This is a genomic window from Maricaulis sp. D1M11 (assembly GCF_047308265.1).
Taxonomy (GTDB): domain Bacteria; phylum Pseudomonadota; class Alphaproteobacteria; order Caulobacterales; family Maricaulaceae; genus Maricaulis.
Genome location: NZ_JBKQWY010000002.1, coordinates 20394 through 43598 on the forward strand (window position 1 = coordinate 20394; position 23205 = coordinate 43598).

Here is a 23205-nt window from a genome sequence, read left to right on the forward strand (position 1 = left end):
AATAATCCTCGACGTCAAGCACAGCCATTCAGAACTGGAGAGAGAGATGAGCCAGCGAGTGATTATTCTGGGCGCGGCCGGTCGCATGGGGCAGGCCGCCTGTGAAGCCTTCCTGGATGCGGGCTGGTCGGTCACGGCCTTTGGCCGACGTCTGGCAGACCGTCTGGAGAGCCGCGAAGGGCTGACGTGTCTCGAGGGAGATGCGCTCGATCAGGACGGACTTGTGAAAGCGTGTAGCGGTCATGATGTGATCTTCAACGCGCTCAACCCGCCCTATAGTCACTGGTCGCGGGTCGTACCGCAATTCACCGCTAATGTGATCGCTGCAGCGAAGGTCAGCGGGGCGCGGATTGCCATTCCCGGCAATGTCTATGTCTACGGACAGACCATGCCGCCCGTTTTGCGGGATGACACGCCGTTTCAACCGTCCAATTCCAAAGGGCGCTTGCGAGCCGAGATGGAGGCTTCCTATCGGGATTCTGGCGTGCCGACCTTGATACTGCGGTGCGGGGATTTCATCGACACGCGGGTCAGCGGCAATTGGCTGGAAAGTCACATGTTGGCAAAGATCCACAAGGGTGAGTTCATGTATCCCGGTCCCACCGATCTGATGCATGCCTGGGCCTTCCTGCCGGATGTCGCGCGCGGTTTTGTGGCTCTGCTCGATCAGCCTGGCGCGCTGGCAAGGTTTGAGAGCATCGGCTTTGCGGGGTATGCCCTGACAGGTCAGGACCTGATCAATACGGTTGAGCAGGTCGAGGGGCGGCGGCCCAAACTGACAGGACTTCCCTGGCCCATCATTCGTCTTATGGGCCTGTTTGACGGGGTCATGCGGGGCGTGGTGGAGATGTCCTATCTCTGGCGGACGCCCCATCACATCGAAAGCGAGCGTTTTCAAACGCTGTGCCCGGATTTTTCCGTGACGCCAGTGACCGAGGCGGTGCGTCAATCCATCGCCGCTGTTCGGGAGAGTTGAGCCGTGTGTGATACAGCGGGCCTGGCGACCCCGAGAGGATTCGAACCTCCGACCTTCAGATTAGGAATCTGCTGCTCTATCCTGCTGAGCTACGGGGTCTTGAGCGCAAGATGCCGCTGCGGGACCGGGCTGGCAAGCGTTGCTGCAGGTGACGCGCAATCGATGTGTGCCTGCCTTAATCCGGTTTGAAACAGCGCGCGGTGAAGCTGGAATAAAGTGTTCCGGAGCTGAACATCCATTCGATCACGCCAGGCAGTCCGCCCTCCACGGCATAGATAGTCGCTTCATCCCGCGGCAGAACATAGATCCGGTCAGGCTGGGACGGGTGGAAGATGATTTCGTCGCCTACTGTCGTATCCGCGAACACGACGCACTCCACAGCTTTGTCTTTGCTCAGCACGTCCGCGCCATCATTCCAGAACCAGTACTTGGTGATGCGCTCCCGCCAGGCTTCCACTCCGTCCGCGGTGTCGAGAATGTCTGCAGGTGTGTAAACGCGGATTTCGCTCCCGGTGTTTTCATCATCGTCGTATTTTTCCGGGTTCTGCATCATCTCTTCATAGGTGAGGTTGAGATGGTCATCGCCCAGAATGCCCTTGCCGAACTTTGTCACGAAGGCGCGATAGCCGGTCGGAAAACGGAGATTGAGCTGCGCCTCAGCCGTTGCAAGATCGGCTTCGGAAACGGGGTTTGGTGTACCAAAAATCGTGTACTGATCGAACATGTCTTGCCTCCGTTTGATACCCTTTGGCCATATCCTGAGCCTGTGACGTCACGATGTCGCAAGCGCGTCAGGCCTTGCACAGAAAGGTGCGGAGAACAGGAAGATGCGGGCCGTTTTTTGGCGAACGACCATGAGGCCTTTGATATCAGTGTCTCGTCAGAGGCTGGATCCCACTAGAAAGCTTCATCCAACCACCCCCGCAAGGCCGGGCTCGCAAGGGGACGTTGCCCAACAAAAAAGGCGGCCCGTAGGACCGCCTTTCGTGTCATGGGAACGCGATACGCGCTAGGCGCGGACCTGGTCGCGCAGGCTGATGAGGGATTGGGCAACCTCATCAGTGGCTTGTGTCATCTGGTCGACGGCCTCACGACCCTGCGCCACAGAGACGCCGGAGGAGCGTACGCCTTCCAGAATTTCCTTCACCTCGGCGTCGAGGGCGGAAATGCGCGACGCAATGTCTTCGGTCGCCTTGGCGGTCTGGCCGGCCAGAGCTTTCACCTCACCGGCGACGACGGCGAAACCGCGACCGGCTTCACCGGCGCGAGCCGCTTCGATCGTGGCGTTCAGGGCCAGGAGATTGGTCTGGCTGGCGATGGCCTCGATCGTGGACAAAATGGCATTGATGCGCTGGGAGGCATCGGTCAGCGCCTCGACCCGGCGTTCGAGAACCTGGCTGGATTCCTCGACCTGGTTCATCGCGTCGCGTGCGATCTGGGCCGCCTCGGCGCCCTGGGAGGCGCGGGCTGCTGTATCACCCACAGCATCGGCAATGGCGTTGACATCGGAGTTTTGAGCCGGTGCGTAGACATCATCGGCGTAGGCAGTGGCGTTCATGAGAGCACATCCCTGATTAAGTTCGAGCACACCCTAAACCGCGAAGGAGAAATTAAAGGTAAACGCGCTGAAGGGTTAAGGAAGGTTCTGTGGTGAAACCACGGGGCGTCACAAAAGCATGATCGATAAACAACTCAAGAGTGTGCTATGGGGGTCTTGGGTGTTCGGGCGTAAACAGGGCAGGAGGATTGAGGGTGAAGGCTCAATTCAAAATTGTGCTTGTGGTCGCTATGTGTCTGGCGGGATCGATCGCGCGCAGCGATGATCCGGCCCCCGAAGGTGAGGTCCTGGCCATGGCCGGACGTCTGACCTTTACGCTTGATCAGGAAAGCGGACCTCTGGCGGTCCGGTTTGCGGGTTTGGACCTGCCTCCTGATTCGTCTCTGGATGACTGGTTCGATGACAATCTGGTTGGTCAGCGTGTCCGGTTGATCCTCGCCTCTCCCGAACCGGACCGGTATGGCCGTCTCATTGCGCAGGTCTATCGCCTGGGTGAGGGGGCGCCCGTCTGGCTCCAACAGGAATTGGTGGAGGCGGGACATGTCCGGGTGGTCAGCCATGCCGATAATTTCGATTATGCCGAGTATTTGATGCGTGTGGAGGCCGAAGCCCGGTCTGCCGGGCGCGGCTTGTGGGCGGATCGGGCTCATCGTGTGCGCGATACCCATCCCGATGCGTTGGCGCAGGACCTCGACAGCGTACAGATCGTGGCGGGGCGGGTGACCTCGGTTGCCGAGCTGGACAGTGGTCGGGTCTATATCAATTTCGGGACGGATTATCGCACCGATTTCACGGTCCGGGTGGATGCGGATGATGTGCCGGTCTTTCGGGCGCGCAATCTCGAACCCCTGGAGCTTGAAGGGCGACGGGTCGAAGTGCGTGGATGGCTCTATGAAGAAAATGGCCCGATGATCCGGCTGGATCATCCCGAACGTTTGCGGTTTCTGGACGAGGCCCCGCCGGGATAGTCGATTGTAACAACGACCGGGCCATCCGCACCGCGCTCAATCACCGCTCTTCAACATCGGGCGTCGAGACCGCGCTTCGCGGGAATCGAGTCTTCGCATCAAGGTGAGGTGTCACGGTCTGCGTCAGGTCTCCGTTCCACCTGTTCGGGCAGGAAGAACGGAGACCTGGGTCGGCTTGCCCTAATCAGGCCGCGGGGTGCAGACCTCGGTTGTTTGGCTGTGAGTTCAGACTGAGAGCATCAGGCTGAGGGTATCAGCCCTGCTTCGTCCGGATCACCAAAGCGTTCGGTGAGGATGCGCTTGAGCTTGCCCATCGCCGATTGTTCGATCTGGCGGACACGTTCCTTGGATATGCCCAGGCGCTGGCCCAGGCTTTCCAGGGTGACGCTGTCATCGGTGAGGCGGCGTTCGCGGATGATCATCTGTTCGCGATCGGACAGCAGGTCTATCGCCTCGCCCAGCCAGGCGGTGCGGCGGTGGGCATCGCGATCTTCCATGCGGCTGTCACCGCTGAGCGCATCCTCATCGGCCAGCAGGTCCTGCCAGTCCATTTCCGCGTCTTCGGTGACCGGGGCGTTGAGAGAGCGATCACTGGCGGCCAGTCGGGCGCTCATCGTGTCCACATCCGCCTCCCGGACGTTGAGCGTGTTGGCAATCTTCTCTCGCAATTCCGGGGTCAGCGACCCATTGCCAAACTCACCCAGCGTGGCGCGCAAGCGCCGCAGATTGAAAAACAGGGATTTTTGCGCCGACGTTGTTCCGGTCCGGACGATCGACCAGTTGCGCAGGACATAATCCTGGATGCAGGACCGGATCCACCAGCTGGAATAGGTCGAGAAACGGATATCGCGTTCAGGTTCGAAGCGTTCCGCCGCTTTCATCAGGCCAATATTGCCTTCCTGGATGAGGTCGGACATCGGCAAGCCATAGCGCCGGAAGCGGGCGGCAATGGCGATCACGAGGCGCATATGGCTCTGGGTCAGGCGGTGGAGGGCGCGCTCATCCCGGTCATCACGCCAGGCCCGGGCCAGTTCCTGTTCCTCTTCTTTGGGCAGAAGGCGTTCCGCCATGGCCTTTTCAACGAAATCGCGATCGCTGAAGCCGGTGGTGATTGTGTCTGTCCGTGATTTTGCGATAGGCCCAACCGTATCCATGCCTTACCTCTTTTGTCTCACACAAGTCCTACGCAAGAGCTCAGGTATTGGATCAGTCGCAGGTGCAGATGGCCTGCGACCAGGTCGGGAATTTTCAATTTAGACGATGAAATAATGGATCAAATTCAGATCGATCAACTGAATGTGAACGATGTTCGACAAGCCCTTGTTCCGCTGTCGGAGATCTTGCGAGCGACGGTGGAGGCCGGCGGGGCGATCGGCTTTGTTCACCCGGTCAGTCAAACTCAGGCTCGGTCTTTCTGGGCGCTCGATGTGTGTTCCGCGATGGAATGCGGTGATCGACTTCTTTGGGTGGCCTGTGTGGAAGAGGATGGGCAGGCGCGGCCGGCCGGTACAATCCAGCTGATACTGAGCATGCCGGACAACCAGCCACACCGGGCCGAGCTGGCCAAGCTGATGGTCGCGCCCTGGGCACGGCGGCGCGGTCTGGCGCGTGCACTGGTTGCCGCGGCGGAACAGGCCGCCGTCCAGGCCGGGCGTACGCTCATGACAATGGATACGCGGCAAGGTGAGGGCGCTGAAACGCTCTATGCGGCGATGGGCTATGAGATCGCCGGAATTATCCCCGATTATGCCCTTAATCCGCTGGGTGATGGGCACCACGCCACGACGTTGATGTATAAATATCTCTAGGCGAGAGGTCGGGCGCAGATGCCAGTCGACGTAATTACCGGTATCGGTCGCCCCGACCCGGAAAACTCCAGCGCTGAAAGCAAAACGCCCGATGCACAGGGCACCGGGCGTTTGGCAGTCATGAAATGTCTGAGCGTCAGGCTGCAGCCTTGGCCAGAAGGGATGCGTCCAGCATTTCCTTGGCTTTTTCGTGCTCGATATTTTCAACAGCAGCGAGTTCGCGGATCATGCGATCCAGTGCGGACTCATAGAGCTGGCGTTCAGAATAGGACTGCTCCGGCTGGTCTTCAGCACGGTGCAGGTCGCGGACCACTTCAGCGATCATGATCAGATCGCCGGAATTGATCTTGGCTTCATATTCCTGGGCACGTCGGCTCCACATGGTGCGCTTGACGCGAGCCTTGCCTTTGAGCGTTTTCAGCGCGTCCTTGACAATCTTGTCGCTGGACAGCGGGCGCATGCCGGAGGCAGTGGCTTTGGCTGTCGGAACGCGCAGAGTCATCTTATCCTGCTCGAAGGTAATGACATAAACTTCGATGTCGAACCCGGCGACGGTGTCTTTCTCCACGCCGGTGACCTGCCCTACCCCGTGGGCCGGATAGACGATGAAATCACCCTTTTTGAATGTCACGTTTTCGTTGGCAGTCTTTTTGGTCATCGATGCTCTCTCATCGGGCTTTTCTGCGGGTGGCACAGCGCAGCGGGACGATCTGGCGTAGAGATCCGCCGGGACGGCGGCGTCAGGATCGGCAATTGCAAGGGCACGCACACCACAAATGAAAAGCGGGCAGCGCCAACTGCACTGCCCTACGGTGTGGTATGCCTACCACAATTTACCGGAAATATCAAATCGCAAGGAAGGTTTAACGCGTTTGCGCTAATCACCCGCGCCCGGCTTCTCGGAGAAATGCGCGTCGAACTTGTTCGTTTTGTCCGCAAATTCCTCGGCCTCAGGAAGCGGGTCCTTGCGCACGGTGATGTTCGGCCAGATCTCTGCAAATTTGGAATTCACAGCGAGCCATTTGCCGTCCTTGTCGTCCTCAGTGTCGGGTTTGATCGCCTCAACCGGGCATTCCGGCTCACAGACGCCACAGTCGATGCACTCGTCGGGATGAATGACGAGGAAGTTCTCGCCTTCGTAGAAACAGTCTACGGGGCAAACCTCGACACAATCCGTGTATTTGCAGCGAACACAAGCATCAGTAACGATATAAGTCATGGGGCCGTTTTCCGGGACGTCTTGGGACAAACCTATCCGGCGGGGAGATGGTCCGCCTGAACGGATTTGTCAATGACCTCTGACCTTGGCTTCTGCACGTGAACGGGCAAAGGCGCGCTGTCGGTCATCCACCGCCAACAGCGGAGCAATGCGTCGGACAAAGCTCTCTTCGATGGCCGAGCGATGACCGTCAGCCAGAGCGACCGCAAACAAATGTTCGACCAGAGCGACCCGTTCCGTCTCGGGCAGGCAGGATTTAACCACTTTGGTAAAGCGAAAGTGATCCACGGCGTGTTCAGCCAGGGTCTCCGCTTCGTCGAGAACGGCCTGGGCCCTGCTTTCCTCCATGGCAAAGGCGTCCTGCAGGATACTCAGGATTTCTGCCTGTTCGCTGTCTGCATAGACCCCGTCCACAAGAGCGGCCTCCACCAACAGCGCGGCGGCGGCGACATGCGGATCCGTTTCAGGTGACGGGCTATGGTCGGCCTTGCCAAAGAGGGTCTGGATCAGGCGTTTCATCCGCAGGTCTCCGTCACGTGTCCGTCGTTGTCTTGTTAATCGTCGCCCTGTCTAACGTCGCGGCCGGGTCTCGAATGGCATAGAGCTGACGGGCTTCCTCGGCCGGGCCTCGGCGCTGCCCTAGCTCGATCACTTCTAGGTCGAGCATTCCCTGCTTCAGGGGCAAGGTCAAATAATCGCCCGGTCGCACAGGCGTGGCCGGTTTGGAAATCCTGCGCGTTTGCCCCCGATGGGTCAGGCGTACCCGTCCGTTCTGGACAAAACCGGCAGCCAGAGTGCGGGTTTTGAAAAAACGCGCACGCCATAACCAGATATCCAGCCGGATCTCGTCGCTCATGACGAGGAGGTGTGCGGGCTGGTCTCGGTCTCGCTGTTCGTGGTTTCCGATGACACGGTTTCGGGTGTTTGAGGTTCAACCGGGGTGTCATCAGCCGCCGGACGTTGTGATTCCATAGCGGGCTCGGGCGATGTCACGATCGGTGTGTCACCGTCCCCCTGGGTCATCGGGCTGGCGGTCTCGGCCGGTTTCTTCTTGGGCTTGCGACGTTTGCGTTTTTTGGGGGCCGGTTCGGGGGTGGCCAGTTTGAGTTCGGCGAGTGCCGCGAACGGGGAGGACTCCATGTCAACGGGCTCTGGCGCAATCACATCGCGCGAGGTCGGGCGCGGTTTGCGACCTTCCCGTTTGGGACCACCCCGACGATCATTGCGCTCGTTTCTCTCGCCGCGGTCGGACCGTGCCCCCCGGGTCTCGCCCCGGCCGTCATCGGGCTTGCGACGCGGCTGATCGGGGCGGCGCTTACGCATGCCCCAGATCTCGCCGGCGGCTTTTTCCGGATCCTCGCCCTTCTTGATGCAACGATAACGCAGGGAAGAGAGAACGCCCCGTAAATCTTCAACCGAGCAGCCCAGCAGGCCGTTCATACCGGCGCTCAGCTCAAACTTGCCGGCCATCTCACCTTCGCTCTGCCGCGCATCCCGGATCATGTCCGCGAGGCGTTCCAGCATGTCCAGACGGATGGCGCGGGGCCCACAGGGGTAAAAACCGCGCGCGACATAATCAGGACGGCTTCGGGCGCGGTCATTGACGATCGAGGTCAGGCCAGGAGCCGGCATCCACACCGGTTCGTCCGTGCCGCGATCAGGGGCATTGAAGTCGCGCAGAATGGCATTGAGCTCGGCCGCGGCCGGTTTGAGCATGGCCGGTAGGAATATGGCGTGTTCGCCAAAACGCACTCCGGCCTTGCGCAGGGCTGAGCGTTCGGGCGGGCCCAGCGCTTTCACTTCATCGGCGATCTCGTGACGTGGCAGAGCACCGCCGGCTTCAAACAGGCGAAAGGCGAGGCCACGGGCCGAGCCGGGCACATCGAGGTCGTCTGCGGCTGCCTTGAGAGCCAGCAAGGGCGCCAGCACGTCTTCGACCCGGGTGCGAATCCAGGTCTCCAGACCGGTCTCTGCAGCCTTGATCGCCGGTCCGGCGCCCAGCTCGCCACCGACCAGTTTCACACCCGGTTTCAGGGTGTCCGGCCCGGGAACCAGGCGAGCGATGACAAAATCCTGCCATTCGATCATGCCGGTCTGGGCCAGTTTCAGATCACTGGCGGGTATTTCGGCGATCTCGCCGAGACGTTGATTGACCTCCGGCCGCAGGGCCTTGAACGCAGCGGATTTCAGCATTCTCGCTTCCAACTCCTTACCTCTGACATCGGGCTTGAAGACCAGCCCCTCCAGGCGGCCGAGATAATGGCCTTCAACTGTCACCTCACCGGCGGCATTCACGCCGGCCAGCATATCCCGTTCTCCGCGTAGCCCCTTGACCAGGGCCGAGGTGCGGCGATCGACAAAACGCTGGATCAAACGTTCATGCAGGGCGTCTGACAGCCTGTCTTCCAGATCCCGTGTCCGACCTTGCCAATAAACCGGATCGCTCGTCCAGTCAGCCCTGTTGGCCGCATATGCCCATGTTCGAACATGTGACAGGCGAGCGGCCAGGGCATCCACGTCCCCAGACATCTTGTCGAGCTTGGCCAGTTGGCCGTGTAAAAATTCATGCGGCAACAAGCCATTCCCTTCGGTGAGGTGCATGTAGAGCGTCTTCACCAGCCGGGCGTGGGCATCCACTGTGGCCTTGCGGAAATCGGGCAGCCGGCAGGTATCCCACAGACGCGCCACCAGGCCGCGCGAGGTGAGACGGTCGCGCACATCGGCATCGCGGGCGAGTTCGTTGAGTGTCAGCTCGTCAATCGCTTCGCGAACACGCTCCAGGCTTTTGTCCGGCGGCGGACGGGTCAGGGAGTGTTGCAGCGCCCGGATCGAACTCTCGTCGAGCAGGGGATTACGCCATTGCAGTTTCTGGACGGGTGCAAATCGGTGATGTTCGACCGCCTCGACCATGTCCGGTGTCAGCGGGCGGGCATCGGCAGTCTCACCAAACGTGCCATCGGTTCGAAAACGACCGGCGCGTCCGGCGATTTGGCCGAGCTCTGCCGCTGTGAGCGTACGAAAACGGCGACCATCAAACTTCTTGGTATCGGCAAAGGCGACATGGTCGACATCCATGTTCAGCCCCATGCCGATCGCATCCGTGGCGATGAGAAAATCTACCTCTCCGGACTGATAGAGCCCGACCTGTGCGTTGCGGGTGCGCGGAGATAGGCCGCCCATCACAACGGCTGCGCCGCCGCGACGACGTCGCACAAGCTCGGCGATGGCGTACACACGCTCAGCGGAGAAGGCGATGATGGCAGAGCGGCGCGGTAGCCGGGTCAGCTTGGACGGCCCCGCATAGGTCAGCTGGGAGAAGCGTTCGCGGTTTTCGTGGTGGAAGTCCGGCGTCAGGTGACGCACCTGGCTGGTCATTGTCGCAGAGCCCATGAACATGGTCTCCTGCGTTCCGCGACAGTGCAGGAGGCGATCTGTGAACACGTGGCCGCGCTCGTGATCCCCGGCAAGCTGGATTTCGTCCAGCCCCACAAAGTCAAAGCGGCGGCTGACCGGCATCGCCTCGGTGGTGCAGATGAAATAACGCGCTGTTGGGGGGATGATCTTTTCTTCCCCGGTCACCAGCGCAGCGGCTTTTGCCCCTTTCGCAGCGACGACCCGGTCATAAATCTCCCGGGCCAAAAGCCGCAGGGGTAAACCCATAATCCCCGATCCGCGCGCCAGCATGCGTTCCACGGCCAGATGGGTCTTGCCCGTATTGGTCGGGCCGAGCACGGCAGTCAGGGTCTGGTTGGAAGAGGACATGGGCAGGCTCCAGCCCGGCATCGATCCTGTCGGCGCCGGGCTGAGAAAGTGTGGGTCGGGTCTAGTTGACGCTCAGATGACGCGCCGTGACGGTGATGCCGCCAAAACCGGAATTGGCGCGGATCTTGACCGGAACATGAATTTCACCCTCGGCCAAGGGGGCGAGCCACATCACGATGGGTTCAGCGACATCGCTATCGGAGGGATATTCGTCTTCATCATAACCCGAGATTGGTTCGTAATAGATGCGACAGACCACGGCCTCGCCGCGCCAGCCCCGCGTGCGGATCGAATCATACCCGCCATCCTCGAAACGCAGATTATAGCGGGCCTTGCCATCAAAGACCGGGAGTCGGCCTTCGCAGGGATGGTCCTGGCCTGCGACCGCACCCAGGCCCGCCGACAACAGCGCGGTCAGGGGATCTGTCGCGCCTTGCCGCTCTTCATCGGTGGCAGGGGGTTCTCCCATGGATCCGAAGGGCGGATTGACGTCGGGCACGGCCACGCCATCTGGAAAGTCGATGCCGACAATCCGGCCCTTGTTGGAGGCGTGATTGAGATGGCTGTAGCGATAGGGCTGCAGAGTCGGACCCGTACGGTAACCGCTGACCCCGGCTTCGATATCGGCGTCGGAGAACAGGGCTGCGATCCCCGCTGTCGTCAAACGAGCCGCGGCCTGATAGGTGTCATCGTGAAATTGACTGCTGACCGAGATATCGGCGACCTGGAAGATCATCACCGACCCGGCATAGGACACATTGACGGTCAGAGGCGCTGCAGTTTGTGCAATCGCGGCCTCATCCGTGTCAGCACCCGTGGGTGTCGAGATTGCCAACCCGATGAGGGCAGCAGATAAAGTGGTAGATAAACCAAGGGCCTTCTTACTCATAACGCCTGTTTTCTCCTTCGGATCCAGAGCGTATCCGCCCTGTTTTGCCGTTGAACCCCTCAGCCTGCAACTGCAATAACACGGCCATTGCCGCTGCAAGATGAACGGCCAAAGCTTGACGGGACCCTTCCACTCCGTTATTTCGCCCGCTCTCGCGCTGGTCGCAAGGCCCAGCGTGTATGGAATTGAAGTTTTTGAAAGGTGCGACTATGGCGCGTCGCTGCGAATTGACCGGCACGGGTGTGATGACGGGGAACAATGTGTCCCATGCCCACAACAAGACTCGTCGCCGTTATCTGCCGAACCTGTGCGATGTGACCCTGGCTTCTGAAAAGCTGGGTCGTAGCTTCAAACTCCGCGTGGCCGCCAAGGCTCTGCGCAGTGTCGACCATGTCGGCGGTCTCGATGCTTTCCTCATGAAGGCCCGTGACGAGAAGCTGTCTGATCGTGCAATGAAGATCAAACGCGATCTGAAAAAGGCTCTGGCTGCTTAAGTCCGACCCGGCACAGACTTTTGACGAGGCCCGTATCGCAAGATGCGGGCCTTGTTGTTTGTAATATCCGGCATGCGTTCTAGTCTCTGTCCGAAGACGGAAGAGAGGTGCCTGGTGTCTTGTGACACAGACCCGGCACGGGGAGAGAGACATGTTCACGTCCTATGTACGCAGAGGCGTATTCGCCCTGCCTTGCCTGGCTGTTCTGGCCTGTTCACCCGCGGGTGAGGGATCTCTCCAGCCTGAGGCGGGCGAGGCGGACACGCGAGGTGCTCAAACGAACCCAGCCGAATCACCCGGGTCTTCAGGGTTCGCGGGCGCCGCAGCGCGCGAATCCACCTTGAATGGTTCAGGGGGGATTCCCGCCGCATCGGTGATCTACTGGGGCGGGCCAATCTACACTGCGGATGATCGTCAGCCGGTGGTCGAGGCCGTCGCGACCCATGAGGGCCGTATTATCTATCGGGGTGCTGCTGCGGGAGCCGAGGTCTGGTTCGGGCCTCAAACCCGGCTGGTCGATCTCAATGGCGGTGCGATGTATCCCGGTTTCACCGATAGCCATGTGCATGTGCTCGGCGTCGGGCTTCGGGAAATGACGCTGAATCTGGAAGGCACAACCTCGATCGCGGATCTGCAGACGCGGGTCGCCGAGGCGGCAGAGGGTCTGGATGCAGGCGATGTGCTGTTTGGCCGAGGCTGGATCGAGACGCACTGGCCTGAGGCGCGCTTCCCGACGCGTGAGGACCTGGATGCCGTCGCTCCCGATCAGCAAGTGGTGTTGGTGCGCGCGGATGGTCATGCCCTTGTCGCCAATAGCGCGGCTTTGGAGGCGGCGTCGATTTCCGCCCGGTCCGAAGCGCCGGAGGGCGGCGACATCCTGCGCGACGGGGAGGGTGAACCGACCGGCATGTTGATCGACACGGCCATGTATCCTGTCCAGGCCCTGGTCGCCCAGCCAACCGGAGAGGCTCGGGCGCAGGCCTATCTGACCGGTGCTGCGACACTCAACTCTGTCGGCTGGACCGGGGGGCACGACATGTCGGTCCCGTGGGCTGATGTCGAGATGATTGAACGCCTGGCAGAGACGGGTGATTTGCCCCTGCGGGTCTATGTCTCGGTCAATCCGGACGGGTATGGCGCTCTGGCCCAAGCGGCTCCGCGTGTGGCCGGTGATGGTCTGGCCATCACCCGCGCGGTCAAGCTCTATATGGATGGTGCGCTGGGTTCGCGAGGGGCAGCCCTGATCGAACCCTATAGCGATGCGCCGCAGACCCGGGGGCTGATGCTGTCGGAAGCGGATGAAACCATTGGTGTCTTTACTGACGCCCTGCGCTCGGGCGTGCAAATGAATGTGCATGCTATCGGCGATCGCGGCAATCGCCTGCTGTTGAACTGGGTCGAGGAGGCTCTGGCCCAGGTCCCGGCCGATGAGCGCGCACTACCCGATCACCGCTGGCGCGATGAACACACCCAGATCGTACAGCCCGATGATATCCCGCGTTTTGCAGAGCTTGGCGTTATCGCTTCCATGCAGCCCTCGCATGCGATCGGAGATCTGCACTTTGCGCCCGACCGGTTGGGGGATGCACGTCTGGACGGGGCCTATGCCTGGCAATCCCTGCTGGACGCCGGTGTTCACCTGACCGGCGGATCCGATGCCCCGGTTGAGCGTGGGGATCCACGCATCGAGTTTTATGCCGCCGTGGCACGGGCTGACTTGTCCGGCTTTCAGGGCGAGAACTGGCGGGCCGATGAAGCCCTCTCTCGCGCGGACGCGCTGAAACTCTTCACGGCCTGGCCGGCCTATGCCTCATTCCGCGAGGAAGAGTTGGGCACGATCAGTGTTGGCAAGCGTGCGGATTTCACGATTTTCTCCGACGACATCATGACAATATCCGAGGCCGAGATCCTCACAGTGACACCCTGGATGACCGTTGTGGGCGGCGAGATTGTCTACGCCCACTCCGAACGGTTTCACGCATCGCCGCAGTAAACTGCGACGGCGTGTCGCGCGAATGACGCCTATCCGCCCGTTTTCGCCAGTTTCGCGCTAATACGGCCCGTAAAGGAGATCATCATGCTCAATCTGATTGCGGCGGTCCTGCTGGTTCTGGTCGGTCTGTTTCATTCCTTGATCGGGGGGCGACGCCTCATTGCGCCGATTGTCGCGCGATCAGACCTGCCGGTCATTCTGGGCGATATCGCCATGAGCCGTATAACCCTGCGCGCTGGGTGGCACATGCTAACCCTGTTCTGGTTCGCTCTGGCGGTGATCCTGGTCGCCCAGGTCGTCAGCGCGATCAGTTTTGACCGTCTGGTGATGGGCGTGTTTGGCGTCAGCTTTCTGATTGCCGCACTGATTGCGCTGGTCCTCAGCCGGGGCAAACATCTGTCCTGGGTGTTGTTCATCCCGATCGGTGGCATCCTGCTGGCTGGCGCGTTTTAAGGGGTTAGCGCGAAGGCCAGCATGAGCGTGCGCTGATTGGCGCTGAAATTATCGTCAGACACAAGGATGAGCAGGGTTTCCCCGTCTCGTTCTAGAATGGCGAGACCTTCAAAATTATCCACCGCCATACCCGCCTCCAATTCACCGAGACGTTCGGGTTCGATCACGCCGGCGCCGTCCAGGGCAGCGGTCGGGAAACGCAGGATGCGGATCCGATTGCCCACATCGCGCCGCCAGAACCGTTCAAGCGCGTAGACATGATCGCGATGGGTCGCCAGGGCTGTCAGCCCGTAACCCGGCTCAGCGCTCATGCGAACATCGCGCCACTGGGTATTGTCCAGCAGGGCCAGCTGCCGTTCGCCATTCACGGCACGTTCGACACCGGCCAGCAAACGCCCGTGGGGTAATCGCGTCAGGCCTTCCATGCCGCCATTGTTTTCATAACGGTCAGCACCAGGCGGAGCCGGGTGTGGCCGTGCGGGCGTCCCGGTCCGGCTCCAATCCGCACCCAGAGTGTAGAGCGCGATCCGGTGCTGGCGCTCGAAGGACACCGCAAACAATCCATCCCCCAGATCGGCAAGGGCCTCGCTGTCGCGGGCTTCCCCCTCAAAGGGCGTGCCATCGGGCGCGAGCAGGGGCGCGAGGTCCGTGATCTGTGCGCCGGTCAGTCGGCCAGCGGTCCATTCCAGGTCGCCTTGAACCCAGACTGCGCGATCAGAGACAGCCAGGAAGCGCGAACCGGTTGTATCGAGATGGATAGCCGAAAGACCGCCAAAACGCGGATCCTCATGGCTCAGATGCAGACCACCGCGATAGACAAGACGTCCTGTCGACAGCTCATCCAGCGAGGTCATGCCGGAGTCCGAGGTAGCTGAGGCCGTGTCATAAAGCGCGACCGGCGTGCTGTGTCTGGGCATGGGCCGTGTGTCGACCGACGACGAGGTCGATGCTGGATTTGATCGCGACGTCGAAGGGGGTGCGGAACAGGCGCTCAGCGTCAGGCCCAAAATCACACTCAGACACACACGGCCCGATACAGTGCCACACCCACCGCGCATTACACACCTCGTCTCACTTGTGCCCATCCTGGGCGGATGGACACTGTCTAGCGCGCGCGGATGAGAGAGGCGAGATTAAACCCGGCCAGCGATGCTGGAAAAATCGATCCGGCGCAAAGGAGAGGGCGTACCTGTCGCCGTGAAGCCCGGCTTGGTGGGGCCGTTTTCATCAAACAAGGCGGCGAGCTGGTCGGTCATGGCGCCACCCAGCTGGTCGACATCATTGATGGTCACGGCGCGCTTGTACCAGCGGGTGACATCATGCCCGATGCCGATTGCCAGCAGCTGGATGTCGGATCGGGTCTCGATGGCGGCAATGGTCTCGCGCAGATGGCGTTCCAGATACCCGGCTGAATTAGCAGACTGGGTGCCGTCATCCACGGGTGCGCCATCGGAGATGACCATCAGGATGCGGCGCTGTTCCGGGCGGGTGGCGAGGCGTTTCCAGGCCCACATCAGGGCTTCGCCATCGATGTTTTCCTTGAGGATGCCCTCGCGCATCATCAGGCCCAGATTGACGCGGGCGCGACGCCAGGGCGTATCGGCCCCCTTGTAGATGATGTGGCGCAGATCATTGAGTCGGCCAGGATTGGGGCTCTTGCCCTCGGCGAGCCATTTTTCCCGCGACTTCCCACCTTTCCAGGCCTTGGTGGTAAAGCCGAGGATCTCGGTCTTCACACTGCAACGTTCCAACGTGCGCGCCAGAATATCTGCACAGGCGGCGGCGACGGTGATCGGACGACCGCGCATAGAGCCGGAATTGTCGAGCAACAGGGTGACGATGGTATCACGGAATTCCGTGTCGCTTTCCTGCTTATAGGACAATGGCAAGGTGGGATCGGCAATCACGCGGGCGAGGCGCGAGCCATCGAGCACGCCTTCTTCCAGATCAAACTTCCAGGCGCGTTCCTGCTGGGCCAGCAAACGACGCTGTAGGCGGTTGGCCAGACGCCCCACTACCGGGTCGAGACCTTTCAGGGTGCCGTCGAGATACTGGCGCAGACGCGCCATTTCTTCCGGGTCGCACAGCTCTTCCGCCGGCAGGGTTTCGTCAAATTCGCGTGTGAATACGCGATATGCCTTGGCCTGGCTCTCATCACCCGGGCGCCAGTTGGGCCGCATCATGGTCTGGGCGGCACCCTCATCATCCATGGCATCGACGCGGGTCTCGCTGTCATCACTGTCGGCGTCGACTTCCTGATCATCCGAGGCCGAGCCTTCCGCCTCCGGTGTGTCGGGCTGTTCGCCGGGGTCCTGTTCGGGATCTGTTTCCTCATCCCCGGTGCGCTGTTCGCGATCCACGCCCTCGTCGTCATCATCGGGGTTTTCGCTCTCTTCGGGATCGCCGCCAAGCTCGTCAGAGAGATCGAGATCGTGGATCACCGTGCGAAGCGCTTCCGCAAAGGCTTGCTGGTCCTCGGCATTGCCGGCCAGGGCGTCGAGCGACAGGCCCGCCCGGTTTTCCAGGCCCTCTCGCCAGAGCTCCATCAGGCCTGCCGCTTCGAGCGGGGCAGGCCGACCGGTCAGGCGTTCGCGGATCATCAGCGCGAGCGCCTCCTCCATGGGGGCCGCCTGGCGATCCTCCACACGCTGCCAGCCCTTTTGCTTGCAGCGATGCACAAGGGCGGCGTCGAGATTATCGGCTGTGCCCCGCATGGCCTGGGCCCCCAGACCTTCCACCCGGGCCTGTTCGGCGGCGTGAAAAATGGCGCGGGCCGTCGCGCCGGGCGGCAGGGCACGCACATGCTCGCCCTCATCATGATGGGACAGGCGCAAGGCCAAGGCATCAGCGCGTCCGCGGATAATGGCCGCCGCTTCCGGGGACGGGTCCTGACCGGGATTGGGCAGCACCATGCTTCCGCCGCTGAGGCCGGCGACTTCGCCGCCAAAACGGATATCCAGCTCGCCGTCTTCGGCGATCGCACGAGTGGTGGCGCTCAAGGCGCGCTTGAAGGCGTCCTGGGGATCATTGGGCTGGCTCATGCGATGTAAACTAGCCAATTGCCCGGCGATTGCGAGAGGCAAAACCGCGCGCAATACAGCATGCAGGGCTTACGCGAATGCATAGAGGTCACGCGCCACACGATAGGTGTTGACATAGGCTAGAACCGTGGCCTCGATCGGATCCGCATAGCCGCCACCAATTCCCATTGAAACCGGAATGCCGCGGGCGTGGCATTCTCCCAGAACACGGCGGTCACGGGCCATCAGACCCGCATGGGTCAGGTTCAGTCGACCCAGCGTATCCTCGGCCAGCCCGTCTACACCGCTCTGGTAGAGGACGAGGTCGGGGGCAAAGGCGAAGACCTGGGGCAGCGCGCTGTCCAGGGCGTCGAGATAGGCCTCGTCAGCAAGCCCGTCGGCCAAGGGGATGTCGAGATCGCTGACGGTCTTGCGGAAGGGAAAGTTCTTTTCGCCATGCATGGAGAAGACAAACACGGCAGGGTGTTCACCCAGGATGGCCGCATTGCCATCGCCTTGATGCACATCGAGATCGATAATTGCCACCCGGCGCACACGCCCGGTTTCAATGAGGGTCAGCGCGGCAATCGCGAAATCATTATAGATGCAGTATCCCAACCCGAAATCGCGGTGCGCGTGGTGGGTTCCGCCCGCCAATTGTCCCGAGAGTCCGGTTTCAAGTGCGGAGCGCGCGGCGGCCAGAGCGCCTCCGGCTGACGCTGCCGTGCGCAAGACCAGCTCCGGCGACCAGGGAAAACCGATGCGCCGAATAGCCTTTTCATTAAGGGTGCCGGTTTCGAACGCGCTGATGTAATCGGCGTCATGGGCGCGCAGAAGGTCTTCGCGCTCGATCAGCGGTGAGACCTGCATCTGGTCGGTGCGCACCACACCGCCCTGGACCAGTGCGTCGCGCAACAGCCGATACTTGGTGCCCGGGAAGCGGTGCGTGTCCGGCAGCGGTAGCGGATAGGTGTCGGAGTAAAAGACCTTCATGTCCGACGATCTAGAGCGGATACTGGCGTGAGACAGAGCCTATTCGGCTTTGACCGGCGCTTCCGGCAGGTTTTCACCAAAGACACGCTGATACATCTCTGCGATGACAGGGCGTTCCAGCTCGTCGCACTTGTTGAGGAAGGTGAGCCGGAAGGCCAGACCAAGATCGCCGAAAATCTCGGTATTCTCCGCCCAGGTCAGCACGGTGCGCGGGCTCATCACGGTGGAGATGTCACCATTGATGAAGGCCTCGCGGGTCAGATCCGCCACCTTCACCATGTCGGTGATGGTCTGGTTGCCGCCCTCGCTGGCCGCCAGATCCTTCATTTTCGATGCGATAATGGTGTTTTCTGTCTCGGTCGGCAGATAGTTGAGCGTGGACACGATCGACCAGCGGTCCATCTGACCCTGGTTGATCTGTTGCGTGCCGTGATAGAGGCCGGTCGTATCGCCCAGGCCAATTGTATTGGTCGTGGCGAACAGACGGAAAAAGGCGTGGGGCTTGATGACCTTGGTCTGGTCCAGCAGGGTGAGCGAGCCGGAGGCTTCCAGAACACGCTGGATGACGAACATGACGTCCGGACGACCGGCATCATATTCGTCGAACAACAGCGCGACAGGACGCTGAAGGGCCCAGGGCAGGATGCCTTCCTGGAATTCCGTGACCTGTTTGCCGTCCTTGAGGACAATCGCGTCCTTGCCCACCATGTCGATCCGGCTGACATGGCTGTCGAGATTGACCCGCACCATCGGCCAGTTCAGGCGCGCGGCGACCTGTTCGATGTGGGTGGACTTTCCGGTTCCGTGATAGCCTTGAACCATGACGCGGCGATTGCGGGAAAAACCGGCCAGAATGGCGCGTGTTGTCGCCGGATCGAACACATAGTCTGGATCAATGTCCGGCGTGTGCGCGTCCCGTTTGGAGAACATCTTCACCTCGAAACCAGCATCAAATCCGAACAGCGCCTGGGTGTCGGCGATCATGTCAGGGGCGTCGAGGGGGAAGCTGTCGCTCATGGAACCGGTCTTTTATCTGGGGAGGCGGCTGGCCGCGTTTGGGAACTGGTAGAGTCTGAGGTATCGCACGCCATGCCTTGCGGCAAGATTGGGAACTGCGGCGAATGGCCAAATTCAAGGCGTGTCAGGCCATGCCCGCATTCTTGAGGATTTGATAGGCGGCGATCACGCGGCCCAATTGTTCCTCGGAGGAGCGGTCCCCGCCATTGGCGTCAGGATGGAAGCGTTTAACCAGTTCGGCGTAGCGCTTGCGAACCTGGCTGGAGGTGGCATCGGCATCGAGCGCCATGGTTTCCAGGGCCTTGGATTGCAGCCGGCCCATGGATTTCTCCCGGGGGGCTTCCTTGGCGGGCTCGCCCCTGTCGCCGAACAGGTCGAACGGGTCGGAGAAACCCTGTTTGAAATCCTTGGCCGCTTTTGCAGCCTGTGCGTTCGCGCCGTGGGTGTTGCGCCAGGACCAGGTCGGTCGATGGCCATAGGCCGCGCTCTCACGATAGGTCTGCGCCGCGCTTTCGCTCATGCCTTCGAAGAAATTCCATGACCGATTGTATTCACCGGCATGGGTCTGGCAGAACCAGTAGAAATCATTCAGCCGATCATTCGATTTGGGAGCTTTGCAGTCCCCCGCCTTGCGACAGCCCGGCCACTCGCACACACGCTCTTCCGGCGCCGGTTCGTCGCCGGGCGGTTTGATACGGATGTCCTTGAACCGTGGTGTGTAGTGGAAATCGTCTGACATAATGACCAATTATGGCGGGTGCCGGGTAAAGCGGCAATGAAAGCTCTGTGAAGGAAGGTGTAAAATGGGGACTGTGCGCGATCAGATCGAGGCCAAGCTGCAAGATGAACTACAGCCCGACAGCCTAACGGTGACCGATGACAGTCATTTGCATGCCGGTCACGCGGGCGCACGCCCCGGTGGGGAAAGCCATTTTACTGTGGATATCGTGGCGGAGCGTTTTGCACGCGAGAGCCGGGTGGGTCGCCACCGGTTGATCAATACCATCCTCGCCGATGAACTGGCGGGACCGATCCATGCCCTGGCCATCAAGGCGCGCGCGCCGGGAGAGTAATCGCCGAGCCCTACTCGTTCGCGTCCGGTTCCTGTTGCAAGCTCACCTTGAGCTGGGTGATCTGGTTGCGGCGGCGTTCGATGACCTCAAACCGCACACCGTGAAAGCGAAAGACCTGGCCGGTTTCCGGAATGGTTCTCGCTTCATGAATAACAAGACCGGCAATGGTGACGGCTTCCTCGTCAGGTAATTCCCAGTCGAGGGCACGATTGAGATCGCGAATCGGCACAACGCCATCGACGATCCAGCATCCATCGGCCTCCTGGCGCATGCCCTCCACGGTGATGTCGTGTTCGTCCTCGATGGTGCCGACAATCTCCTCAAGAATGTCTTCCAGAGTTACCAGCCCCATCAGGGCGCCATACTCGTCCACGACCAGAGCAAAGTGTTCGCGTTTTTCACGGAAGGCGTTGAGCTGGTCCTGGACCTCGGTGGTTTCGGGCACAAACCAGGGCTCGCGCTTGACCGCATCGATCTGGACCTGGCGGGCATCGCCACCGGCTTCCAACAGAGCGCGGGCGAGGTCGCGGGCATGCAAAATGCCGACGATATTCTCCACATCATCCCGGTAGAGCGGCAATCGGGTGTGCGGACTGCCCAGGGCTTCCGCGATAATGGTTTCTGCGGGCTGGTCAGCATCGATCATCACAATGGATTTGCGGTGGACCATAATGTCATCAACCGTCAGTTCACGCAGATCGAGCACCCCGCCCAGCATGTCCCGGTCGTCCTTCACCACAGCCCCCTCTTCGTGGTGAAGCGCAATGGCGCCGCGTAGCTCGTCGTGCGCGGAGAGCACCGGACCCACAACTGTCGCTCCGAACAGACGCAGCACACCGCGGACAATGAGCTGAACAGCGCCGACAATGGGAGCAAAGACCCGGACCACAATGGAAATCGGCCGGGAGACGGTGAGGGCGAAGCGGTCCGGGTTGGACAGCGCATAGGTCTTTGGAAGGACCTCTGCGAAGACCAGAACCAGTATGGTCATGACCAGTGTTGCCCAGAGCACGGAATTGCCGCCGAACAGCCGTTCGAACAATTGTCCTGTAATCATCGAGGCGGCGATGTTGACCAGGTTATTGCCCAGCAGGATCGAGCCCAGCAAACCCTCACCATCACTGATGAGGCGATTGACCCGCGCGGCAGACAGATTGCCATCCTTCTCCATTTGCAGGATGCGCGCCCGGGAGGTCGCGGTCAGCGAGGTTTCCGACCCGGAAAAAAAGGCCGACAGGCAGAGCAGGCCTATGACGGTGAGAGCGGGGGTGATCAGGCTCCAGTCGAGTGTCATGTCAGTTCCGTGGTCAGGAAGTCGGTCAAATCGGCGCGGTCCGCCTTGGGCTCGATATACGCGTTTCCGATGCCACGAGCGAGGATAAGGGTGATCTCGCCGCCGGAATTCTTCTTGTCGTCCTGCATGCGCGCCACCAGGCTCTCAGCCGACCAGTCGGTATGAGCGAGGGTTTTGGGATGATCCGGCAGGCCGACGGTGCGCAGATGGGCGCGCACCCGAGCGGTGTCTTCCGCCGGACACAGGCCCAGTCGGGTGGAATACTCAAAGGCCAGACCCATGCCGGCAGCCACAGCTTCGCCATGGCGAATGACATCCTTGGGGGCGTCGGCCTCGAAGGCGTGCCCGAAGGTGTGACCGAGATTGAGCAGGGCCCGCTTGCCCGCCTCGTATTCATCAGCCTCGACAATGCGGGCCTTGAAGTCGATGGCGGCGGCAATGGCGGTTTTCAGGATATCCGGTTGTGTGACCGAGGCGCCGTGGGCTTCCAGTCGGTCAAACAGATCGGCATCGCCGATCAGGGCCGCCTTGACGATCTCGGCATAGCCTGATTTCAGCTCGCGATCAGGCAGGGTGGACAGGAAGCCCGCATCCGCAACCACCAGGCGCGGTTGATGAAAGGCGCCGGCCAAGTTCTTGCCCTGCCGGGTATTGATTCCCGTCTTGCCGCCCACCGAGCTGTCGACCTGAGACAGGAGCGTGGTTGGCATCTGGACAAAACCCAGTCCGCGCTTAGCGACGGCCGCCGCAAAACCGACCAGATCCCCGATCACCCCGCCGCCCAGGGCGATCACGCTGTCCTTGCGCTCCAGACCGGCATCCAGAAAGGCCTCGGTCAGGAATTGCAGCATCTCCCAGCTCTTACTGGTTTCACCGGGGGGCAGGATCAGGGCCGTTGACCGAATGCCAACCTCGCCAAGGCGGGCCTGGAGCCTTTCGAGATGACGTTCAGCAACATGTTCATCCGTGACGATAAGGGTCTGGCCACGCGGACAGGCGGCTTGAATTCCCGGCAATCCGGCGGTCAAGGCATCGGGCCCCACATGGATGTCATAAGCGCGCTCGCCCAATCCCACATTCAAGGTGAGGGTCGCGCTCGGGGTCGACAGATCAGCGGTCATGGGATGGCTCCAGCTGGGCCAGGATGGTCCTGACGGTCTCTTCGTGTGAACTGCCTGCAGCGTCGATATGGATATCGGCCTCGGCATAGACCGGGTTTCGTTTGGCCAGAAGGTTCGCCATAACGGCCCGGGGATCATCGGTCTGCAGGAGTGGGCGTGTATCGCGGCGCCCGACTCGCTTCATCAGTGTGTCCAGGTCTGCATCCAGCCAGATCGAGGTCGCATGTTGACGGATCAGGGCGCGAGTTTCCGCGGACATGAAGGCCCCGCCTCCCAGGGCCAGTACCATCGGGGGCTCGCTCAGCAGGCGGGCGATGATCTTGCGCTCGCCATCGCGAAAGGCGGCTTCACCAAAATCATTGAAGATATCGGAGACAGATCGTCCCGCGGCGGTTTCGATCGCCTCGTCCGAATCGCGAAAGACACAGCGCAGCGCGGTCGCCAGGCGCCGGCCGATCGTGGTCTTTCCCACGCCCATTGGCCCGATAAGGACCAGAGATTGCTGCAAATGCTCGGTCATCAACATGGGAATGGTATAAAGCGTCTGGAAATCGCCGCAATCGGAGT

24 protein-coding genes and 1 tRNA gene are annotated in these 23205 nt (G+C 61.0%); 7 read left to right on the top strand and 18 right to left on the bottom strand.

Annotated features, from left to right (window positions below):
- Window positions 1–46: 46 nt before the first annotated feature.
- A complete protein-coding gene (locus tag RMQ97_RS04215; RefSeq protein WP_413659602.1) occupies window positions 47–976 on the top strand; it encodes an NAD(P)H-binding protein in 930 nt (309 codons plus the stop codon).
- A gap of 22 nt (window positions 977–998) precedes the next feature.
- Here RMQ97_RS04215 and RMQ97_RS04220 read toward each other — a convergent pair.
- The 3 genes from RMQ97_RS04220 to RMQ97_RS04230 all read right to left on the bottom strand — a co-directional run bounded on the left by RMQ97_RS04220 (window position 999) and on the right by RMQ97_RS04230 (window position 2534).
- Window positions 999–1075: transfer RNA gene (locus RMQ97_RS04220), tRNA-Arg, on the bottom strand.
- A gap of 76 nt (window positions 1076–1151) precedes the next feature.
- Window positions 1152–1700 carry an SMI1/KNR4 family protein gene (locus RMQ97_RS04225; RefSeq protein WP_413659603.1) on the bottom strand — a complete coding sequence of 183 codons (549 nt, stop codon included), beginning with the start codon at window positions 1698–1700 and terminating at the stop codon, window positions 1152–1154.
- A 285-nt stretch (window positions 1701–1985) separates the two neighbouring features.
- Window positions 1986–2534: a methyl-accepting chemotaxis protein gene (locus RMQ97_RS04230; protein WP_413659604.1), complete on the bottom strand. Its 549-nt coding sequence runs from the start codon at window positions 2532–2534 to the stop codon at window positions 1986–1988.
- Between the two features lie 194 nt (window positions 2535–2728).
- Here RMQ97_RS04230 and RMQ97_RS04235 point away from each other — a divergent pair, with 194 nt between their 5' ends.
- Complete coding sequence (locus RMQ97_RS04235; RefSeq protein ID WP_413659605.1) at window positions 2729–3502, top strand: thermonuclease family protein; 774 nt, start codon at window positions 2729–2731, stop codon at window positions 3500–3502.
- 239 nt (window positions 3503–3741) lie between these two features.
- On the opposite strand, the gene RMQ97_RS04240 is transcribed toward RMQ97_RS04235, so the two are convergent.
- Window positions 3742–4656: an RNA polymerase factor sigma-32 gene (locus RMQ97_RS04240; RefSeq protein WP_413659606.1), complete on the bottom strand. Its 915-nt coding sequence runs from the start codon at window positions 4654–4656 to the stop codon at window positions 3742–3744.
- Window positions 4657–4770: 114 nt separating this feature from the next.
- Here RMQ97_RS04240 and RMQ97_RS04245 point away from each other — a divergent pair, with 114 nt between their 5' ends.
- A complete protein-coding gene (locus tag RMQ97_RS04245; protein ID WP_413659607.1) occupies window positions 4771–5310 on the top strand; it encodes a GNAT family N-acetyltransferase in 540 nt (179 codons plus the stop codon).
- A 136-nt stretch (window positions 5311–5446) separates the two neighbouring features.
- Here RMQ97_RS04245 and RMQ97_RS04250 read toward each other — a convergent pair whose 3' ends face one another.
- The 6 genes from RMQ97_RS04250 to RMQ97_RS04275 form a co-directional block, all read right to left on the bottom strand.
- Window positions 5447–5968, bottom strand: a complete 522-nt coding sequence (locus RMQ97_RS04250; RefSeq protein WP_413659608.1) for a CarD family transcriptional regulator — start codon at window positions 5966–5968, stop codon at window positions 5447–5449.
- Window positions 5969–6187: 219 nt separating this feature from the next.
- Window positions 6188–6529, bottom strand: coding sequence for a ferredoxin FdxA (fdxA, locus tag RMQ97_RS04255; protein WP_413659609.1), 342 nt, complete (start codon window positions 6527–6529; stop codon window positions 6188–6190).
- Window positions 6530–6598: 69 nt separating this feature from the next.
- Window positions 6599–7048: a TerB family tellurite resistance protein gene (locus RMQ97_RS04260; protein WP_413659610.1), complete on the bottom strand. Its 450-nt coding sequence runs from the start codon at window positions 7046–7048 to the stop codon at window positions 6599–6601.
- 13 nt (window positions 7049–7061) lie between these two features.
- On the bottom strand, window positions 7062–7385 hold the full coding sequence (locus RMQ97_RS04265; RefSeq protein WP_413659611.1) for an RNA-binding S4 domain-containing protein: 324 nt from the start codon (window positions 7383–7385) through the stop codon (window positions 7062–7064).
- A complete protein-coding gene (locus RMQ97_RS04270; protein WP_413659612.1) occupies window positions 7382–10291 on the bottom strand; it encodes a helicase-related protein in 2910 nt (969 codons plus the stop codon). Before RMQ97_RS04270 ends, RMQ97_RS04265 begins: the two co-directional genes overlap by 4 nt.
- A 61-nt stretch (window positions 10292–10352) precedes the next feature.
- On the bottom strand, window positions 10353–11180 hold the full coding sequence (locus tag RMQ97_RS04275; protein WP_413659613.1) for a DUF3108 domain-containing protein: 828 nt from the start codon (window positions 11178–11180) through the stop codon (window positions 10353–10355).
- Between the two features lie 209 nt (window positions 11181–11389).
- Here RMQ97_RS04275 and rpmB point away from each other — a divergent pair, with 209 nt between their 5' ends.
- The 3 genes from rpmB to RMQ97_RS04290 all read left to right on the top strand — a co-directional run bounded on the left by rpmB (window position 11390) and on the right by RMQ97_RS04290 (window position 14120).
- A complete protein-coding gene (rpmB, locus tag RMQ97_RS04280) occupies window positions 11390–11674 on the top strand; it encodes a 50S ribosomal protein L28 (protein WP_413659614.1) in 285 nt (94 codons plus the stop codon).
- 151 nt (window positions 11675–11825) lie between these two features.
- On the top strand, window positions 11826–13667 hold the full coding sequence (locus RMQ97_RS04285) for an amidohydrolase (RefSeq protein WP_413659615.1): 1842 nt from the start codon (window positions 11826–11828) through the stop codon (window positions 13665–13667).
- Window positions 13668–13751: 84 nt separating this feature from the next.
- Window positions 13752–14120, top strand: a complete 369-nt coding sequence (locus RMQ97_RS04290) for a hypothetical protein (protein WP_413659616.1) — start codon at window positions 13752–13754, stop codon at window positions 14118–14120.
- Here RMQ97_RS04290 and RMQ97_RS04295 read toward each other — a convergent pair.
- The 5 genes from RMQ97_RS04295 to RMQ97_RS04315 all read right to left on the bottom strand — a co-directional run bounded on the left by RMQ97_RS04295 (window position 14117) and on the right by RMQ97_RS04315 (window position 19889).
- Window positions 14117–15037 (bottom strand): esterase-like activity of phytase family protein, encoded by a 921-nt coding sequence (locus RMQ97_RS04295; protein ID WP_413659617.1) that lies wholly within the window; start codon window positions 15035–15037, stop codon window positions 14117–14119. The genes RMQ97_RS04290 and RMQ97_RS04295 overlap by 4 nt on opposite strands.
- Before the next feature lie 216 nt (window positions 15038–15253).
- Window positions 15254–17161 (bottom strand): cobaltochelatase subunit CobT, encoded by a 1908-nt coding sequence (gene cobT / locus RMQ97_RS04300; RefSeq protein ID WP_413659618.1) that lies wholly within the window; start codon window positions 17159–17161, stop codon window positions 15254–15256.
- Window positions 17162–17230: 69 nt separating this feature from the next.
- On the bottom strand, window positions 17231–18133 hold the full coding sequence (locus RMQ97_RS04305; protein ID WP_413659619.1) for a histone deacetylase: 903 nt from the start codon (window positions 18131–18133) through the stop codon (window positions 17231–17233).
- Between the two features lie 39 nt (window positions 18134–18172).
- Window positions 18173–19150 carry a cobaltochelatase subunit CobS gene (gene cobS, locus RMQ97_RS04310; protein WP_413659620.1) on the bottom strand — a complete coding sequence of 326 codons (978 nt, stop codon included), beginning with the start codon at window positions 19148–19150 and terminating at the stop codon, window positions 18173–18175.
- Between the two features lie 124 nt (window positions 19151–19274).
- Window positions 19275–19889 carry a J domain-containing protein gene (locus RMQ97_RS04315; RefSeq protein ID WP_413659621.1) on the bottom strand — a complete coding sequence of 205 codons (615 nt, stop codon included), beginning with the start codon at window positions 19887–19889 and terminating at the stop codon, window positions 19275–19277.
- Window positions 19890–19953: 64 nt separating this feature from the next.
- Between RMQ97_RS04315 and RMQ97_RS04320 the strand changes: the two genes are divergently transcribed.
- Window positions 19954–20223, top strand: a complete 270-nt coding sequence (locus RMQ97_RS04320; protein ID WP_413659622.1) for a BolA family protein — start codon at window positions 19954–19956, stop codon at window positions 20221–20223.
- A gap of 10 nt (window positions 20224–20233) precedes the next feature.
- On the opposite strand, the gene RMQ97_RS04325 is transcribed toward RMQ97_RS04320, so the two are convergent.
- The 3 genes from RMQ97_RS04325 to RMQ97_RS04335 are packed head-to-tail and all read right to left on the bottom strand — an operon-like array spanning window position 20234 to window position 23158.
- Window positions 20234–21517 (bottom strand): HlyC/CorC family transporter, encoded by a 1284-nt coding sequence (locus tag RMQ97_RS04325; protein WP_413659623.1) that lies wholly within the window; start codon window positions 21515–21517, stop codon window positions 20234–20236.
- Complete coding sequence (aroB, locus tag RMQ97_RS04330) at window positions 21514–22638, bottom strand: 3-dehydroquinate synthase (protein WP_413659624.1); 1125 nt, start codon at window positions 22636–22638, stop codon at window positions 21514–21516. The genes RMQ97_RS04325 and aroB overlap by 4 nt, the downstream gene beginning before the upstream one ends.
- On the bottom strand, window positions 22628–23158 hold the full coding sequence (locus RMQ97_RS04335) for a shikimate kinase (protein WP_413659625.1): 531 nt from the start codon (window positions 23156–23158) through the stop codon (window positions 22628–22630). The genes aroB and RMQ97_RS04335 overlap by 11 nt, the downstream gene beginning before the upstream one ends.
- Between the last annotated feature and the right edge of the window lie 47 nt (window positions 23159–23205).

Bases quoted from the DNA above. Each gene is read 5' to 3' on its own strand.
- RMQ97_RS04250 (WP_413659608.1), bottom strand. From the start codon at position 5,968: ATGACCAAAAAGACTGCCAACGAAAACGTGACATTCAAAAAGGGTGAT.
- RMQ97_RS04285 (WP_413659615.1), top strand. From the start codon at position 11,826: ATGTTCACGTCCTATGTACGCAGAGGCGTATTCGCCCTGCCTTGCCTG.
- RMQ97_RS04325 (WP_413659623.1), bottom strand. From the start codon at position 21,517: ATGACACTCGACTGGAGCCTGATCACCCCCGCTCTCACCGTCATAGGC.
- RMQ97_RS04335 (WP_413659625.1), bottom strand. From the start codon at position 23,158: ATGACCGAGCATTTGCAGCAATCTCTGGTCCTTATCGGGCCAATGGGC.
- rpmB (WP_413659614.1), top strand. From the start codon at position 11,390: ATGGCGCGTCGCTGCGAATTGACCGGCACGGGTGTGATGACGGGGAAC.
- RMQ97_RS04245 (WP_413659607.1), top strand. From the start codon at position 4,771: ATGGATCAAATTCAGATCGATCAACTGAATGTGAACGATGTTCGACAA.
- RMQ97_RS04270 (WP_413659612.1), bottom strand. From the start codon at position 10,291: ATGTCCTCTTCCAACCAGACCCTGACTGCCGTGCTCGGCCCGACCAAT.
- RMQ97_RS04230 (WP_413659604.1), bottom strand. From the start codon at position 2,534: ATGAACGCCACTGCCTACGCCGATGATGTCTACGCACCGGCTCAAAAC.
- aroB (WP_413659624.1), bottom strand. From the start codon at position 22,638: ATGACCGCTGATCTGTCGACCCCGAGCGCGACCCTCACCTTGAATGTG.
- RMQ97_RS04225 (WP_413659603.1), bottom strand. From the start codon at position 1,700: ATGTTCGATCAGTACACGATTTTTGGTACACCAAACCCCGTTTCCGAA.
- cobS (WP_413659620.1), bottom strand. From the start codon at position 19,150: ATGAGCGACAGCTTCCCCCTCGACGCCCCTGACATGATCGCCGACACC.
- RMQ97_RS04290 (WP_413659616.1), top strand. From the start codon at position 13,752: ATGCTCAATCTGATTGCGGCGGTCCTGCTGGTTCTGGTCGGTCTGTTT.
- RMQ97_RS04260 (WP_413659610.1), bottom strand. From the start codon at position 7,048: ATGAAACGCCTGATCCAGACCCTCTTTGGCAAGGCCGACCATAGCCCG.
- RMQ97_RS04275 (WP_413659613.1), bottom strand. From the start codon at position 11,180: ATGAGTAAGAAGGCCCTTGGTTTATCTACCACTTTATCTGCTGCCCTC.
- RMQ97_RS04315 (WP_413659621.1), bottom strand. From the start codon at position 19,889: ATGTCAGACGATTTCCACTACACACCACGGTTCAAGGACATCCGTATC.
- RMQ97_RS04240 (WP_413659606.1), bottom strand. From the start codon at position 4,656: ATGGATACGGTTGGGCCTATCGCAAAATCACGGACAGACACAATCACC.
- fdxA (WP_413659609.1), bottom strand. From the start codon at position 6,529: ATGACTTATATCGTTACTGATGCTTGTGTTCGCTGCAAATACACGGAT.
- RMQ97_RS04295 (WP_413659617.1), bottom strand. From the start codon at position 15,037: ATGCCCAGACACAGCACGCCGGTCGCGCTTTATGACACGGCCTCAGCT.
- RMQ97_RS04305 (WP_413659619.1), bottom strand. From the start codon at position 18,133: ATGAAGGTCTTTTACTCCGACACCTATCCGCTACCGCTGCCGGACACG.
- RMQ97_RS04265 (WP_413659611.1), bottom strand. From the start codon at position 7,385: ATGAGCGACGAGATCCGGCTGGATATCTGGTTATGGCGTGCGCGTTTT.
- cobT (WP_413659618.1), bottom strand. From the start codon at position 17,161: ATGAGCCAGCCCAATGATCCCCAGGACGCCTTCAAGCGCGCCTTGAGC.
- RMQ97_RS04215 (WP_413659602.1), top strand. From the start codon at position 47: ATGAGCCAGCGAGTGATTATTCTGGGCGCGGCCGGTCGCATGGGGCAG.
- RMQ97_RS04320 (WP_413659622.1), top strand. From the start codon at position 19,954: ATGGGGACTGTGCGCGATCAGATCGAGGCCAAGCTGCAAGATGAACTA.